Source organism: Pseudomonas sp. Z003-0.4C(8344-21) (assembly GCF_900104975.1).
Lineage (GTDB): Bacteria > Pseudomonadota > Gammaproteobacteria > Pseudomonadales > Pseudomonadaceae > Aquipseudomonas > Aquipseudomonas granadensis.
Genome location: NZ_LT629756.1, coordinates 4,921,498 through 4,935,722 on the forward strand (window position 1 = coordinate 4,921,498; position 14,225 = coordinate 4,935,722).

The window sequence follows — 14,225 nt, forward strand, 5'->3', positions numbered from 1 at the left end:
CAGTCAGGACGACTTCAGAGACGGGGCACGCTATGGAGTGGCTTGGTTTGCATTTTGTTACCGAGCTGCCGGCGCGCGGGCAGGTCATTCTCGATTGCAGCCACAATCCGTTGCTGGTGCTGGCGGCCTATCTGGTTGCCTGCGCGGCGAGTTTCGCGACGCTCGATATGGCCGAGCGTGTGGTGCATGCCGAGGATCTAGCCTCGCGGCGGCTCTGGCGCTGGATCGGCGCGACCTGTCTGGCCGGCGGCATCTGGGCCATGCACTTCATCAGCATGTTGGCTTTTCAGACGCCCATCGATATCGAGTATGACCTCGGCATCACCCTCTTCTCGTTACTGATCGCCCTGCTCGCCTCGTGGCTGGCCATGCAGACCCTGAGCGAGGTGCAGCCCAGTGCGCAGCGCTGCCTGAAAACGGCGTCGGTCATTGGCCTGGGTATCGCCGGCATGCATTACGTAGGCATGGCGGCGATGAAATCGAGCGCCAGCGCCTACTACCATCCGGGGCTATTTGCGCTGTCGGTGCTGATCGCCATCGGCGCCAGTTTCGCCGCGCTGTGGGTCGCCCGCTATCTGAGCGAAGGCAGCGGCGTGGCCCATCAGTTGCTCAAATACAGCGCTGCGCTGATTCTCGGCGCAGGCATCATCAGCATGCATTTTACCGGCATGGCCGCCCTGGATCTGGTCATTGCCGAGGGTGGCCTGGCAGCGAGCGGCGGCGCAACCGGACATCTGCAACTGGGCCTGACCGTGGCGTTGATCATCCTGTTGATATTGGGCAGTGCAATCAGCGCCGCCCTCGCCGACAAGAAGCTGCAAAACAAGGAGCAAGACCTGCGCCGGGTCAACGCCCTGCTCAGCCAGCTCGATCAGGCGCGCATGTCGTTACAGCAAGCGGCCAATTACGACGCGCTGACCAATTTGATCAACCGCCGTGGCTTCAACCAGATGTTCGCGGAAAAACTCAGCCAGAAAACCAGCGAAGGCGGCATGCTCGCGGTGATGTTTCTCGACATCGATCACTTCAAACGGATCAACGACAGCCTCGGGCATGACGCCGGCGACGCGCTGCTCAAAGTCATCGCCCAGCACATCAAAAGCTCGGTGCGCAGCCACGAAGACGTGGTCGCGCGGTTCGGCGGTGACGAGTTCTGCATCCTGATCAGCCTGCACGACCGCGAAGAGGCACGCGGCATGGCGCAGCGCATCATGCTCAAGATGAAAGAGCCGATCGAACTGGCCGGCCGGCGCATGGTGATGACCACCAGCATCGGCATCAGCCTGTTTCCTGAAGACGGCACGACTTGCGAAGAACTGCTAAAACACGCCGACCTGGCGCTGTACCAGTCCAAAGGCGCGGGGCGCAATGGCCTGCACTTTTTCAATTCAAGCCTGAAAAACCGCGCCACCCTGGAATTGCAACTCGAAGAAGAACTGCGCCAGGCCCTGCGCGAAGAAAACGGCCTGACGCTGTACTACCAGCCGATCTTCGAGCTGAAAACCGGCCGTGTCACCAAGCTCGAGGCGCTGATTCGCTGGCAGCACCCGCTGCACGGTTTGCTGACCCCGGATCGTTTCATCGCCATCGCCGAGAGCAACGGCCTGATCGCCGAGCTGGACAACTGGGTGTTACGGCGCGCCTGTCGCGATCTCGGCGAACTCTCCAGCCATGGCTGCGAGGAGCTGAAAATCGCCTGGAACTGCTCACCGTTGAATCTGGCCCGCGAAGAGCTGGCCGATGAAATCGAACACGCCCTGCGCAGCGCCGGAGTGGCGCCGGAACGACTGGAGCTGGAGGTCACCGAAAATGCGCTGATGGGCAACATCGCCAACACCCTGGTGTTGTTGCGGCAGATCCGCGCGCTTGGCGTGTCGCTGTCGATTGACGACTTCGGCACCGGTTATTCGTCGCTGGCCTACCTCAAGCGCCTGCCGCTCAACACGTTGAAAATCGACCGCTCGTTCATCCTCGACATCCCCAAGGCCACGGCGGACATGGAAATCGTCCAGGCGATCATCGTCATGGCGCACACCCTGCACCTGCAGGTGGTCACCGAAGGCGTGGAAAGCCTGGAGCAGTACGAGTTTCTCGAGCGCTCGGGCTGCGATTTCATTCAGGGCTACTTGCTTAGCCGCCCAGTGCCGCTCAACGAGTTGCGCCCGGTGCTGGCGGAAATCAACCAGCGCAAGGCGTCGCCGGCGTTCAATCCGTTGCTGCTGGCGCGCGGTACATTTGCACCAGTGTCGCTGGGTCCTGCGCCAGATAGCCCTGCGCCCCATGCAGGCGCATCAGTTGTGCGGCCAATCCGCTGAGCGGCGTGGCCGAGCCCTGTTCACGGGAAAATTTCACTGCCGTGTCGAGATCCTTGAGCAACGTGCGCACGTGCCATTTGATCGGCTCGAAACGACTCTCGGCCATTTGCGGCGCAAGAATCTGCAGCGGTTTCGAATCGGCAAAACCGCCGGCCAGCGCTTCGGCAAGCAGGCTGGCATCGACCCCGGCCTGTTCGGCCAGCGCCACCACTTCGGCGATCACCAGCGCGTTGCAGGCGACAATCATCTGATTGCAGGCCTTGGTCACCTGGCCGGCACCGACGCCGCCCATGTGCGTGACGCGCTGGCCGAGACTCAGCAGCACCGGACGCACCCGCTCGAGATCCGCCGCCGCGCCGCCAACCATGATCGCCAGGCTGCCCGCCTCGGCGCCGACCACGCCGCCGGACACCGGGGCGTCCAACCAGCCCATGCCGGCTCGCTGCGCCAGTTGCGCGGCCATCTCGCGGGTCGCCGTTGGTTCGAGACTGGAAAAATCCACCAGCAGTTGTTCGTTTTTTGCGCGCTCGGCAATGCCGCCAGCACCAAACACCACCTCGCGCACCACCGCCGTGTCAGCCAGACACAACATCACGATGTCCGCGTGCTCGCACAGTTCGGCGGGGCTCGCCACTTGCCGGGCACCCGCCTCGACCAGTGCCGCGCACTTGGCCGGGTTGCGATTCCACACGGTCAGCGAGTAACCCGCCGCCAACAGACGCCGGCACATTGGCAGGCCCATCAGGCCGATTCCGGCAAACCCCAACGAAGGTCGCGTTGACATCATTTTGCCTCTTTTCCATTAAAGATCGCCGAATAATGGCCGATTCAACAACGATCAGGAAAGGATTCCCCCCAGCGACAGTCAGGCCACCGCCCTGACGCTCGGGCTCAATTCGCGCAAAAAAGACGCGAGATCCTATTCCGTGAGGTTCGCTGACATCGGTCATCGGGCCAACCCAGTCCAGGTACATGGCGCACCATGACATCCAAAAACAATCCTGCCACTGCGATTTCCGACCTGACCTCCAGCCCCGCCGCCAACAGCCCGACCAAGCCTGCGCAACCCGCGCGTCCGCTGTCGACCCAGCAATACCTGTACTTCACCGAAACCAATACCGACCGCATCCTCGATAACCTCGACGGCCTGCGCGATCTGGTGTTCCCGCGCCCGCCGCACCTGGAAGGCGATAACGAACAGCACAACGATCAGGAATTCCCTTCGGTGTGCCTGATCGGCCTCGGTCGCTGCGGCTCCAACATCGCCCTCGACGTCGCGGAGCTGGTGTACAACGCGCGCAAGTTCTACCTCAACGAATTCAACAACGAAGATCGCCCGGCCGATCGGCGTCTGGCCGACAAGGGCTACAGCCCGGCGCAGTGGATCAAACAGAACCTGCGTCTGGGGCCGAACAAATCGGCCAAACCGGTGTTTCTGGTCGAGCCGCTGGTGATGCTCGGCGACCTCGACAAGGACATCGCCGGGCGCATCCGCTTTTCCCGCAAGGGCGAAAAAAGCGGTTTCCTGCGCGACTACAGCAAGATGAAGATCATGGACTTGTCCGAAGTCCACGCCGGTGGCGCCGGTAACGCGCCGATCCTCGGCCAGTACCTGGCGAAAATCATCCTCAACAAGGACACCCAGCGTTTCTCCAGCCCCGACTGGAAAATGATCCACTCGTACCTGATCGACAGCTGCGGCATCAAAGCCAACCAGTCGCGCCTGTACTTTTCGATTTTCAGTGCCGGCGGCGGTACCGGTTCGGGCATGGCCTCCGAATTCGGTCTGGCCCAGCAGCACTCGTACATGAACAAGACGTTCGACACCAAGCCGATGGACGAACATGACGGCAAGAGCGGTCATTCGTTTGTATTCGAGCCGATCTTCACCAGCGGCATCTGCGTGCTGCCGAACATTTCTGATCACCGCAGTGAAATATCCGAGGCGCTGCACATCAACGCCGGGCGCCTGCTGTGCAAATATCTTTCCGAGGAATGGGACTTCTCCTACAACTTCGCCAACGAAGACAGCAGCGAAGCCAGCGTCATGGGGCGGATTCGCCCATGGAATGCGATGATGCTGATTTCCAACGACATCATGCGTTACGCCGAAGAAAGCGATGACGGCAACATCCAGAACATTGATGTCAATGCGATGGAGAAGCACGCCAACCAGTACATCTCGCAGCAGATCTTCAACATTCTCACCGCGCAGGCAGTGACCACCGACTACGACCAGAACTACTTCCGTCGCGCCGGCATCGACATCGGCGAGACCATTCGCCTGGACGCCAACGACCTGTTCATGAGCCTGGCCGGCCCGGTGGCGATCGCCTACGCCGAATCGGTGGTGCCGGAAACGCCGCCGCCGAGCAGCGACAAGTTCAAGGTCTTCGAAAAAGAGCCGCAGCGTCTGAACATCGACGATCTGTTCTTCCGCTCGATCGACCTGCCGCACTTCAACAAGGTCACCCAGGCCATCGAAGGCATCAGCCTGCTGCCGATCGAGTCCAAGCGCTATCGCGCGTCGCTGGAGCAGTACAAGAATTCCGGCTACGATGCCGCCGCCCTGCATGACCTGCACTTCTTCAAGAACTGCTCGTCGGTGGTCTCGATCGTTTCGCTGCCCAAGGACTACAAGCTGTCGTACATGGACCTGAACCGGCTGAAGACCCACCTCAACAGCCTGTTCCCCAACACCACGCTCAAGCGTTACGCGCTGGTGATCGGCGCTTCGGCGAACCTGTCGCTGACCACCCTGATTGCCAAGAGCCCGTGCCTGTCGGATGACTTCCTGACGTTGATCGTGGCATTCATCAAGCGTTGCTTCGCCAAGACCCCGTACCGTTTCGACGAGACGCTGGACAACTCGATTCTCGACTTCATCATTCAGGAAGAGTTTGACGAAGACCGCATCGATGACCTGCTCAACGAGTTCGAAAACCCGGCGAAGATTCTCGACACCAACTGGTACGCGATCAAACCGATGTACGAGAAGAAGTACCGCGAGCTGATCAACGACAAGGACAAGTTTGTCTCGATCAACGACATTCGCCTGTCGCGCGATTGTGTGAAGAAGTCGATCAAGTACCTGCGCGAGATTTACCGCCACCGGATTGGCAAGACCAAGGTCATTTCCCTGAATAACCATACCGGGAAGACTTATTCGGTCTGATCAGAGACCGAGTCGCCCCCATCGCTGGCAAGCCAGCTCCCACAGATTTTGTGGTGCTCACAATATTTGTGTTCACCCGGACACTGTGGGAGCTGGCTTGCCAGCGATGGGGCCTTCAAATTCACTAAAGATTTCAGCCTTTCCAACATCCAGAAACAATTAAGCGACCCTCAGGCCGCTCAATAAACTGTTCCCGTTACGTTTACGTCACCGTGAAGTGGGACACGCCTGTGGCATTTCTCTACGGCAACGTGCCATCACGCTACTCCGCTACACACTTTTCGCCGATGACAGCTAGCACCATTAAGGTGCGACGCTTGGAGCGCTCGCCCTTTCCTGGATCAGAATCCATGGCGACACCACCACGGCCCACAGTTGCGGATCGCGTTCAAAAATATCCAGCGCCCGTGTTTCAGACAGCTTGGCGACCTTGTCGTCGGCCAGCCAGGCCGCGACTTTCTCGCCTTCGTCAGACGCCACGGCTTCGGCAGCCGCGATCAAATCCAGCTCAGGGTCGACCCACAATAGGGCACCCTTGGCGAAGAACGGCTCCAACTCTTTCCAGGTAATAGATGCGGTTTCCCCAAGCAGCTTGGCATAGAGGGTGCTAGGTTCTTGATTCATGGGCTCTGTCCGGAAAAGAAATCGACGCGAATCATAACGTTGGTGGTCCGCCAGAAAAACCCGGTTGCAAATGGCTGCACCGAACGAAAAGAGCAGGAACGCCAGGGAATGCTGCTGATTGGGCTATATGCCCGCGAAAGCCCCGCCGCAATTCTGTCTTTTTCATTCAAAAATGCGACACCCCCAAGTTTTGCCTCTTGGCGCCCGCTTCCCAGTTGAACAAGCGGCGCTCTACACTGTACCGGTACAGTTGCCGGGGGCATTTCCGGAGGATGTCGCAAAGATATCTGACCCGGTTCTGCTGCTACGGCGCCAGAACTCTAAAAAATACAACAGTAAGAGTGGAGCACTATGACTAAGGCTACTAAGCAGATTTCCAAACTGTTTGCCGCTATGGTTCTGGCCGGGGTTGCCAGCCATTCGTTCGCAGCTGACACCATCAAAATCGGTATCGCCGGTCCTAAAACCGGTCCAGTAGCCCAATACGGCGACATGCAGTTCAGTGGCGCGAAAATGGCCATCGAGCAGATCAACGCCAAGGGCGGCGTCGACGGCAAGAAACTCGAAGCCGTTGAATACGACGATGCCTGCGATCCGAAACAAGCGGTAGCGGTAGCGAACAAGGTCGTCAACGACGGCGTCAAGTTCGTGGTCGGTCACCTGTGCTCCAGCTCCACTCAGCCAGCTTCGGACATCTATGAAGACGAAGGCGTGATCATGATCACCCCGGCTGCCACCAGCCCGGACATCACCGCCCGTGGCTACAAAATGATCTTCCGTACCATCGGTCTGGACAGCGCCCAGGGCCCTGCCGCCGGCAACTACATCGCCGATTACGTGAAACCGAAAGTGGTTGGCGTGCTGCACGACAAACAGCAGTACGGTGAAGGCATCGCCACCGCGGTGAAATCGACCCTGGAGAAGAAAGGCACCAAGGTTGCCGTGTTCGAAGGCGTCAACGCCGGCGACAAGGACTTCTCGGCAATCATCGCCAAGCTCAAGCAAGCCGGTGTCGATTTCGTCTACTACGGCGGCTACCACCCAGAGCTGGGTCTGATCCTGCGTCAAGCCCAGGAAAAAGGCCTGAAAGCCAAGTTCATGGGTCCGGAAGGCGTGGGTAACGACTCGATCACCCAGATCGCCAAGGACGCGTCCGAAGGCCTGCTGGTGACCCTGCCGAAATCCTTCGACCAGGATCCGGCCAACGTTGCCCTGGCTGACGCGTTCAAAGCGAAGAAGGAAGACCCGAGCGGCCCGTTCGTGTTCCCGTCCTACTCGGCTGTGACCGTGATCGCCGAAGGCATCAAGGCTGCCAAGTCCGAAGACGCCACCAAAGTTGCCGAAGCCATTCACGCCGGTGCGTTCAAGACCCCGACCGGTGACCTGAGTTTCGACGCCAAGGGCGACCTGAAAGACTTCAAATTCGTGGTTTACGAGTGGCACAACGGCAAACCTAAAACTGAAGTTTCGCCTCAGTAAGGCGCTGCCTGACTGACTGCCAATAAAGCCCACGGCGTGCCGTGGGCTTTGTTTTACGAATGTATGGGCCGCGCTGGCGTGATCCGCCAGTCTCCCCACCTGAAAATCTCAAAACCGTCATCAGCGGTTCGCTGGCAAAACCCGGATTCGAAGTGGATAGAGATCCACGGGGCCGGGCGGGAAAATGACTCCACCAGTGAAATGCGTATCAGGTTTTTAGGAGCGCTGTAATGCCTGACCTCTATCACTTCTTCCAACAGCTGGTTAACGGCCTCAACGTTGGCAGCATGTATGCCTTGATCGCCATCGGCTACACGATGGTCTACGGCATCATTGGAATGATCAACTTCGCCCACGGCGAGGTGTACATGATCGGTTCCTACGTGGCGTTCATCGCCATCGCCGGGCTGACCATGATGGGACTCGACAGTGTCCCGCTGCTGATGACCGCGGCGTTCATTGCCAGCATCGTCGTCACCAGTTCCTACGGTTACAGCATCGAACGCATTGCCTACCGCCCCCTGCGCGGCAGCAACCGTCTGATCCCGCTGATTTCCGCCATCGGCATGTCGATCTTCCTGCAGAACACCGTTCTGCTGGCGCAAGACTCCAAGGACAAAGCAATCCCCAACCTGATCCCGGGCAACCTCGCCTTCGGTCCGGGTGGCGCACAAGAAGTGCTGATTTCCTACATGCAGATCGTGGTGTTCGTCGTCACGCTGATCGCCATGCTCGGCCTGACCCTGTTCATCTCCCGTTCTCGTCTGGGCCGCGCCTGCCGCGCCTGCGCCGAAGACATCAAGATGGCCAACCTGCTCGGCATCAACACCAACAACATCATCGCCCTGACCTTCGTCATCGGTGCTGCGCTGGCAGCCGTTGCAGCTGTGCTGCTGAGCATGCAATACGGCGTGATCAACCCGAACGCCGGTTTCCTCGTCGGCCTCAAGGCGTTCACCGCTGCGGTACTGGGCGGCATCGGCAGCATTCCCGGCGCGATGCTCGGCGGGTTGGTGCTCGGTGTAGCGGAAGCGTTCGGTGCCGATATCTTCGGCGACCAGTACAAGGACGTCGTGGCGTTCGGCTTGCTGGTTCTGGTGCTGTTGTTCCGTCCGACCGGCATTCTGGGCCGTCCGGAGGTTGAGAAAGTATGACTAGGAATCTTAAACAGGCGCTGTTCAGCGCTTTGCTGGTGTGGGCCGTGGCCTACCCGGTACTCGGTCTGAAACTGACCATCGTCGGCATCAATCTGGAAGTGCACAACACCAGCCCTGCGGTGCTTGCGACCATCGCAATCTGCTCGGTGCTGATGTTCCTGCGCGTGCTGTTCAATCAGCAGATCAGCAAAGCCTGGCGCTCCTCGCCGGGCATGCCGCTGATCCCGGCCAAGGCCAGCAACTTCCTGACCCTGCCGACCACTCAGCGTTACTTCATCATTGCGCTGATCATCATCGCCCTGGTGTGGCCGTTCTTCGGTTCACGTGGCGCGGTGGACATCGCCACGCTGATCCTGATCTACGTGATGCTCGGCCTCGGCCTGAACATCGTCGTCGGTCTGGCCGGTCTGCTCGACCTCGGTTACGTCGGTTTCTATGCCGTCGGCGCCTACAGCTACGCGCTGCTGTCGCACTACTACGGCCTGAGTTTCTGGATCTGCCTGCCGATTGCCGGCCTGATGGCGGCGACGTTCGGCTTCCTGCTGGGCTTCCCGGTGTTGCGTCTGCGCGGTGACTATCTGGCGATCGTGACCTTGGGTTTCGGTGAGATCATCCGTCTGTTCCTGCGTAACCTGACCGATATCACCGGTGGCCCGAACGGCATCAGCAACATCGAAAAACCGACGTTCTTCGGCCTGACCTTCGAGCGTAAAGCGGCCGAAGGTCTGCAGACGTTCCACGAGTATTTCGGCCTGCAATACAACTCGATCAACAAGGTGATTTTCCTTTACCTCGTTGCGCTGTTGCTGGCATTGGCTGCGCTGTTCGTGATCAACCGTTTGCTGCGCATGCCGATCGGCCGTGCGTGGGAAGCGCTGCGTGAAGACGAAATCGCCTGCCGTGCGCTGGGCCTGAACCCGACCGTGATCAAGCTTTCTGCGTTCACCCTCGGTGCCGCGTTCGCCGGTTTTGCCGGCAGCTTCTTCGCCGCGCGCCAGGGTCTGGTCACGCCGGAGTCGTTCACCTTCATCGAGTCGGCGATCATTCTCGCCATCGTCGTGCTGGGTGGCATGGGCTCGCAACTGGGTGTGATTCTGGCGGCGATCGTGATGATCCTGTTGCCGGAAATGATGCGTGAGTTCAGCGAGTACCGCATGTTGATGTTCGGTGCCCTGATGGTGTTGATGATGATCTGGCGTCCACAAGGTCTGCTGCCGATGCAACGCCCACACATGGAGTTGCGCAAATGAGCCGCGAGATCCTTAAAGTCGAAAACCTGAGCATGCGCTTCGGCGGTCTGCTCGCGGTCAACGGTGTGGCCCTGACCGTCAAAGAGAAACAAGTGGTTGCGCTGATCGGGCCGAACGGCGCGGGCAAGACCACCGTGTTCAACTGCCTGACCGGTTTCTATCAGCCGACCGGCGGCAGCATCCTGCTCGACGGCGAGCCGATCCAGGGCCTGCCCGGTCACAAGATCGCCCTTAAAGGCGTCGTGCGTACTTTCCAGAACGTGCGTCTGTTCAAGGACATGACCGCGGTCGAGAACCTGCTGATCGCTCAGCACCGGCACTTGAACACCAACTTCCTGTCCGGTCTGTTCAAGACCCCGGCGTTCCGCAAAAGCGAGCGCGAGGCCATGGAGTTTGCCGAGTACTGGCTGGAAAAGGTCAACCTCAAAGAGTTCGCCAACCGCACCGCCGGCACCCTCGCCTACGGCCAGCAACGGCGTCTGGAAATCGCTCGCTGCATGATGACCCGCCCGCGGATCCTCATGCTCGACGAACCGGCCGCCGGTCTGAACCCGAAAGAGACTGAGGACCTCAAGGCGCTGATCGGCGTGCTGCGCGAGGAGCACAACGTCACCGTGCTGCTGATCGAACACGACATGAAACTGGTCATGAGCATTTCCGACCACATCGTCGTGATCAACCAGGGCACGCCGTTGGCCGACGGCACGCCGGAACAGATCCGCGACAATCCTGAAGTGATCAAAGCCTACCTGGGGGAAGCGTAAATGCTGCAGTTCGAAAACGTTTCCACCTTCTACGGCAAGATCCAGGCCCTGCACAGCGTCAACGTCGAAGTCCGTCAGGGCGAGATCGTCACGCTGATCGGCGCCAACGGTGCCGGCAAGTCGACGCTGCTGATGACGCTCTGCGGTTCGCCGCAAGCGCACAGCGGCAGCATCCGCTACATGGGTGAGGAACTGGTCGGCCAGGACTCGTCGCAGATCATGCGCAAGAGCATCGCCGTGGTGCCGGAAGGTCGTCGGGTGTTCGCCCGTCTGACCGTCGAAGAAAACCTGTCCATGGGCGGTTTCTTCACTGACAAGGGCGATTATCAGGAGCAGATGGACAAGGTCCTCGGCCTGTTTCCGCGCCTCAAGGAACGCTTCAACCAGCGCGGCGGCACCATGTCCGGCGGCGAACAGCAAATGCTCGCCATCGGCCGTGCGCTGATGAGCAAGCCCAAGCTGCTGCTGCTCGACGAACCGTCGCTGGGCCTGGCTCCGATCATCATCCAGCAGATCTTCGACATCATCGAACAGCTGCGCAAGGACGGTGTGACGGTGTTCCTGGTCGAGCAGAACGCCAACCAGGCGCTGAAAATCGCCGACCGCGCCTACGTTCTGGAGAACGGTCGCGTGGTCATGCAAGGCACCGGTGAAGCGCTGCTGACCGACCCGAAAGTGCGCGAGGCGTATCTGGGGGGTTGAGCGTTATCGCTGAACACGAAAACGGCCTTCGGGCCGTTTTTTTATTGCCTGCCACAAACCTCGAACCCACCACCCTGTAGGAGTGAGCCTGCTCGCGATAGCGGTGTAACAGTTGCAAAAATATTGACTGCCAGTCCGCTATCGCGAGCAGGCTCACTCCTACAGGGGACGAGGCGGTTCGGAGATTTTTAAAAAAATTTCAGGCCCACCTGTAACGCATCCCCCCGACCTTTCTCTAGAGGGACAAGCAAGCGCAACAGCACTTGCAGACACCCTGATAAAACCTGGAGAAACATCATGACTGCTACCACCCGCACCCTGTCCGCCACCGCACTGGTTCTGGCCCTTGGTTCCGCGCTGAGCATCGCCACCGTCTCCACCGCTCAAGCCGCCGATGCCAACATGGAAAAATGCTTCGGCGTGGCCATGAAAGGCAAGAACGACTGCGCCGCAGGTGCAGGCACCACCTGCGCCGGCACAGCGAAAATGGACTATCAGGCCAACGCCTGGAAACACGTTCCGAAAGGCACCTGCGCCACCATCGAAAGCAAAACCTCGCCGACCGGTTTCGGTCAACTCGAAGCCTTCAAAGCCAAGTCCTGATCCGCGGCCTGCCTGAGTGACGATCATGTTCAGCCACCACGACCATGTCCTTCCACGCACTCAGGCAGCCCTCACCGGGCTCCCGCCCCGTGCAGGGCTGGGCCTCAAGACCGGGCACTTTCAACAAGTGCTCGGTTCATTACCGGACCTCGGCTTCTTCGAAGTCCACGCCGAAAACTACATGGTGGCCGGCGGCCCGTTTCATCATTTTCTCGGTTTGATTCGTGCGCAGTATTCGCTATCGCTGCACGGTGTCGGCTTGTCCATCGGTGCCGAAGGGTCGCTGGATCAACAACACCTCAAGCGCCTGGCTGAGCTGATTGAACGCTATCAACCGCAATCTTTTTCCGAACATCTGGCGTGGTCGAGCCACGGCCCGGTGTTTCTCAATGACCTGCTCCCGCTGGCCTACGACACGCCAACGCTGAACCGCGTCTGCGCGCACATCGATCAGGTCCAGAACGCCCTCAAGCGGCCGATGCTGCTGGAAAACCCGGCGACCTATCTGGCGTTCGAACGCTCGACGATTGATGAGCCAGACTTCATCGCTGAGGTGATTCGCCGCAGCGGCTGCGGCCTGTTGCTCGACGTGAACAACGTCTATGTGTCGTGCATCAATCATCAGCGCGATCCGCTGACCTACCTCGACGCCCTGCCGCTGCACGCGGTCGGCGAGATTCATCTGGCCGGGTTCGCCGAAGATTGCGACAGCCTCGGCGATCGTTTGCTGATCGACGATCACGGCGCGCCAATCGACCAAGCGGTCTGGCAGTTGTACCGCCAGGCGCTGGAGCGCATCGGCCCGGTGGCAACGCTGATCGAGCGTGACAACCAGGTGCCGCCGTTCGAGGTATTGCTGGCCGAGGCGCAACAGGCCGAGCGGCTATTGCTGCAAAGCGGAGGCCGCGCATGAGCACACATAGCGCTTTCGCCGCCGCGCTGATCGATACGCGCCTGCCCTGCCCCGATGGTCTGCGCAGCGCCAACGGTGCCGACCCGGCGAGCCGTTTCGCGGTGTATCGCAACAACGTGCAGGCGTCGCTGATCAATACCCTGGCCGACAGTTATCCGGTCGTACAGCAGCTGGTTGGCGAGGAATTTTTCCGCGCCATGGCCGCGATTTTTATCCGAAGCCAACCGCCACAGAGTCCGCTGATGAGCCGCTACGGCGAAACGTTCGCCGACTTCATCGCGCAGTTCGAACCGATTGCCGGCGTGCCGTATGTCGCCGACGTCGCGCGCCTCGAGTATTTACGCGTCCTCGCCTACCACGCCGCCGACGCGCAGCCGATCCGGCCGGAGCACGTGAGCGCCGCCCTCGCCAATCCGCATACTCTCGGCGGGCTGACGTTCGGCCTGCATCCATCGCTGCACCTGCTCGATTCAGGGTTTGCCGTGGTGGCGATCTGGGCCGCGCATCAGCAGGAACAAAGCCTGGCGGGCATTGGCCTGAATCAAGGGCAACACGCACTGGTGTTGCGCAACGGCCTCGAAGTTGAAGTGTTTGCCTTGGATGCCGGCGCCAGCGTGTTTATCCGTCACCTGAACAATGGCGAGCCGTTGCTCGCGGCGGCCGAAAACAGCCCACCCTTCGATCTCGCCCAAACCCTCGCCTTGCTGATCGCCCATAACGCGATCATTCAACTGAGCTACAAGGAGTTGCCATGAACACGCTTATCCCGCGCGCCATCACCCTGCTGGAAAAAATCCCGCACAGCCTGATTGCCTTCCTTGCGCGTTTTTCCATCGCTGCGGTGTTCTGGAAGTCCGGGCAGACCAAGGTCGAGGGGCTGGCGATCGACCTGATTGACGGCACGTTTGAACTGGGCTGGCCGCGTCTGGCGGACTCGGCGATTCCGCTGTTCCAGAGTGAATACAACGTGCCGCTGCTGTCGCCCGAAATCGCCGCGCATCTGGCGGCGTTCGCTGAACACTTTTTCCCGGCGCTGATCCTGATCGGCCTGGCGACACGTTTTTCGGCGCTGGCGCTGCTGGGCATGACCCTGACCATCCAGATTTTCGTCTATCCCGACGCGTACCCGACCCACGGCACCTGGGCGGCGGTATTGCTGTATTTGATGACGACAGGACCGGGCAAATTGTCGATCGATCACCTGATCGCCCGCCGCTTCCAAGGCTGACCTCGAACTGTAGGC

At 59.9% G+C, this 14,225-nt stretch carries 13 protein-coding genes; 11 read left to right on the forward strand and 2 right to left on the reverse strand.

Going from position 1 to position 14,225, the window contains the following annotated elements; translation table 11 throughout:
- Window positions 1-32 precede the first annotated feature (32 nt).
- Entirely contained in the window at window positions 33-2,315 is a 2,283-nt protein-coding gene (locus tag BLU24_RS22230; RefSeq protein WP_093103969.1) for a putative bifunctional diguanylate cyclase/phosphodiesterase, read from the forward strand.
- On the opposite strand, the gene BLU24_RS22235 is transcribed toward BLU24_RS22230, so the two are convergent.
- The gene (locus tag BLU24_RS22235; RefSeq protein ID WP_172833292.1) at window positions 2,206-3,102 is read right to left on the reverse strand and encodes an NAD(P)-dependent oxidoreductase; all 897 of its coding nucleotides are present in this window, start codon (window positions 3,100-3,102) and stop codon (window positions 2,206-2,208) included. The two genes, BLU24_RS22230 and BLU24_RS22235, sit on opposite strands and share 110 nt — an antisense overlap.
- A 195-nt stretch (window positions 3,103-3,297) precedes the next feature.
- Here BLU24_RS22235 and BLU24_RS22240 point away from each other — a divergent pair, with 195 nt between their 5' ends.
- Window positions 3,298-5,490: a hypothetical protein gene (locus BLU24_RS22240; protein WP_093103972.1), complete on the forward strand. Its 2,193-nt coding sequence runs from the start codon at window positions 3,298-3,300 to the stop codon at window positions 5,488-5,490.
- 303 nt (window positions 5,491-5,793) lie between these two features.
- On the opposite strand, the gene BLU24_RS22245 is transcribed toward BLU24_RS22240, so the two are convergent.
- Window positions 5,794-6,114 (reverse strand): DUF2288 domain-containing protein, encoded by a 321-nt coding sequence (locus BLU24_RS22245; protein ID WP_090282131.1) that lies wholly within the window; start codon window positions 6,112-6,114, stop codon window positions 5,794-5,796.
- A 351-nt stretch (window positions 6,115-6,465) separates the two neighbouring features.
- Here BLU24_RS22245 and BLU24_RS22250 point away from each other — a divergent pair, with 351 nt between their 5' ends.
- From BLU24_RS22250 to BLU24_RS22290, 9 genes are all read left to right on the forward strand, one after another.
- Entirely contained in the window at window positions 6,466-7,593 is a 1,128-nt protein-coding gene (locus tag BLU24_RS22250; RefSeq protein ID WP_093103975.1) for a branched-chain amino acid ABC transporter substrate-binding protein, read from the forward strand.
- A 230-nt stretch (window positions 7,594-7,823) separates the two neighbouring features.
- The gene (gene livH / locus BLU24_RS22255; RefSeq protein WP_090282129.1) at window positions 7,824-8,747 is read left to right on the forward strand and encodes a high-affinity branched-chain amino acid ABC transporter permease LivH; all 924 of its coding nucleotides are present in this window, start codon (window positions 7,824-7,826) and stop codon (window positions 8,745-8,747) included.
- Window positions 8,744-10,000, forward strand: a complete 1,257-nt coding sequence (locus BLU24_RS22260) for a high-affinity branched-chain amino acid ABC transporter permease LivM (RefSeq protein WP_090282128.1) — start codon at window positions 8,744-8,746, stop codon at window positions 9,998-10,000. The genes livH and BLU24_RS22260 overlap by 4 nt, the downstream gene beginning before the upstream one ends.
- Window positions 9,997-10,764 (forward strand): high-affinity branched-chain amino acid ABC transporter ATP-binding protein LivG, encoded by a 768-nt coding sequence (gene livG, locus BLU24_RS22265; protein WP_016771357.1) that lies wholly within the window; start codon window positions 9,997-9,999, stop codon window positions 10,762-10,764. Before BLU24_RS22260 ends, livG begins: the two co-directional genes overlap by 4 nt.
- The gene (locus BLU24_RS22270; RefSeq protein WP_003222380.1) at window positions 10,765-11,466 is read left to right on the forward strand and encodes an ABC transporter ATP-binding protein; all 702 of its coding nucleotides are present in this window, start codon (window positions 10,765-10,767) and stop codon (window positions 11,464-11,466) included. It begins immediately after the preceding gene.
- Between the two features lie 297 nt (window positions 11,467-11,763).
- Window positions 11,764-12,069 (forward strand): BufA1 family periplasmic bufferin-type metallophore, encoded by a 306-nt coding sequence (locus BLU24_RS22275; RefSeq protein WP_093103978.1) that lies wholly within the window; start codon window positions 11,764-11,766, stop codon window positions 12,067-12,069.
- A 25-nt stretch (window positions 12,070-12,094) separates the two neighbouring features.
- Entirely contained in the window at window positions 12,095-12,982 is an 888-nt protein-coding gene (bufB, locus tag BLU24_RS22280) for an MNIO family bufferin maturase (protein WP_093103980.1), read from the forward strand.
- On the forward strand, window positions 12,979-13,737 hold the full coding sequence (locus tag BLU24_RS22285) for an HvfC/BufC N-terminal domain-containing protein (protein ID WP_093103983.1): 759 nt from the start codon (window positions 12,979-12,981) through the stop codon (window positions 13,735-13,737). The genes bufB and BLU24_RS22285 overlap by 4 nt, the downstream gene beginning before the upstream one ends.
- Entirely contained in the window at window positions 13,734-14,210 is a 477-nt protein-coding gene (locus tag BLU24_RS22290) for a DoxX family protein (protein ID WP_093103988.1), read from the forward strand. The genes BLU24_RS22285 and BLU24_RS22290 overlap by 4 nt, the downstream gene beginning before the upstream one ends.
- The last annotated feature ends 15 nt before the right edge of the window (window positions 14,211-14,225 follow it).

Excerpts from the sequence above, each read along its gene's own strand:
- BLU24_RS22230 (WP_093103969.1), top strand. The coding sequence starts at position 33 with ATGGAGTGGCTTGGTTTGCATTTTGTTACCGAGCTGCCGGCGCGCGGG.
- BLU24_RS22260 (WP_090282128.1), top strand. The coding sequence starts at position 8,744 with ATGACTAGGAATCTTAAACAGGCGCTGTTCAGCGCTTTGCTGGTGTGG.
- BLU24_RS22250 (WP_093103975.1), top strand. The coding sequence starts at position 6,466 with ATGACTAAGGCTACTAAGCAGATTTCCAAACTGTTTGCCGCTATGGTT.
- bufB (WP_093103980.1), top strand. The coding sequence starts at position 12,095 with ATGTTCAGCCACCACGACCATGTCCTTCCACGCACTCAGGCAGCCCTC.
- BLU24_RS22235 (WP_172833292.1), bottom strand. The coding sequence starts at position 3,102 with ATGATGTCAACGCGACCTTCGTTGGGGTTTGCCGGAATCGGCCTGATG.
- BLU24_RS22275 (WP_093103978.1), top strand. The coding sequence starts at position 11,764 with ATGACTGCTACCACCCGCACCCTGTCCGCCACCGCACTGGTTCTGGCC.
- BLU24_RS22270 (WP_003222380.1), top strand. The coding sequence starts at position 10,765 with ATGCTGCAGTTCGAAAACGTTTCCACCTTCTACGGCAAGATCCAGGCC.
- BLU24_RS22290 (WP_093103988.1), top strand. The coding sequence starts at position 13,734 with ATGAACACGCTTATCCCGCGCGCCATCACCCTGCTGGAAAAAATCCCG.
- BLU24_RS22245 (WP_090282131.1), bottom strand. The coding sequence starts at position 6,114 with ATGAATCAAGAACCTAGCACCCTCTATGCCAAGCTGCTTGGGGAAACC.
- livH (WP_090282129.1), top strand. The coding sequence starts at position 7,824 with ATGCCTGACCTCTATCACTTCTTCCAACAGCTGGTTAACGGCCTCAAC.
- livG (WP_016771357.1), top strand. The coding sequence starts at position 9,997 with ATGAGCCGCGAGATCCTTAAAGTCGAAAACCTGAGCATGCGCTTCGGC.
- BLU24_RS22285 (WP_093103983.1), top strand. The coding sequence starts at position 12,979 with ATGAGCACACATAGCGCTTTCGCCGCCGCGCTGATCGATACGCGCCTG.
- BLU24_RS22240 (WP_093103972.1), top strand. The coding sequence starts at position 3,298 with ATGACATCCAAAAACAATCCTGCCACTGCGATTTCCGACCTGACCTCC.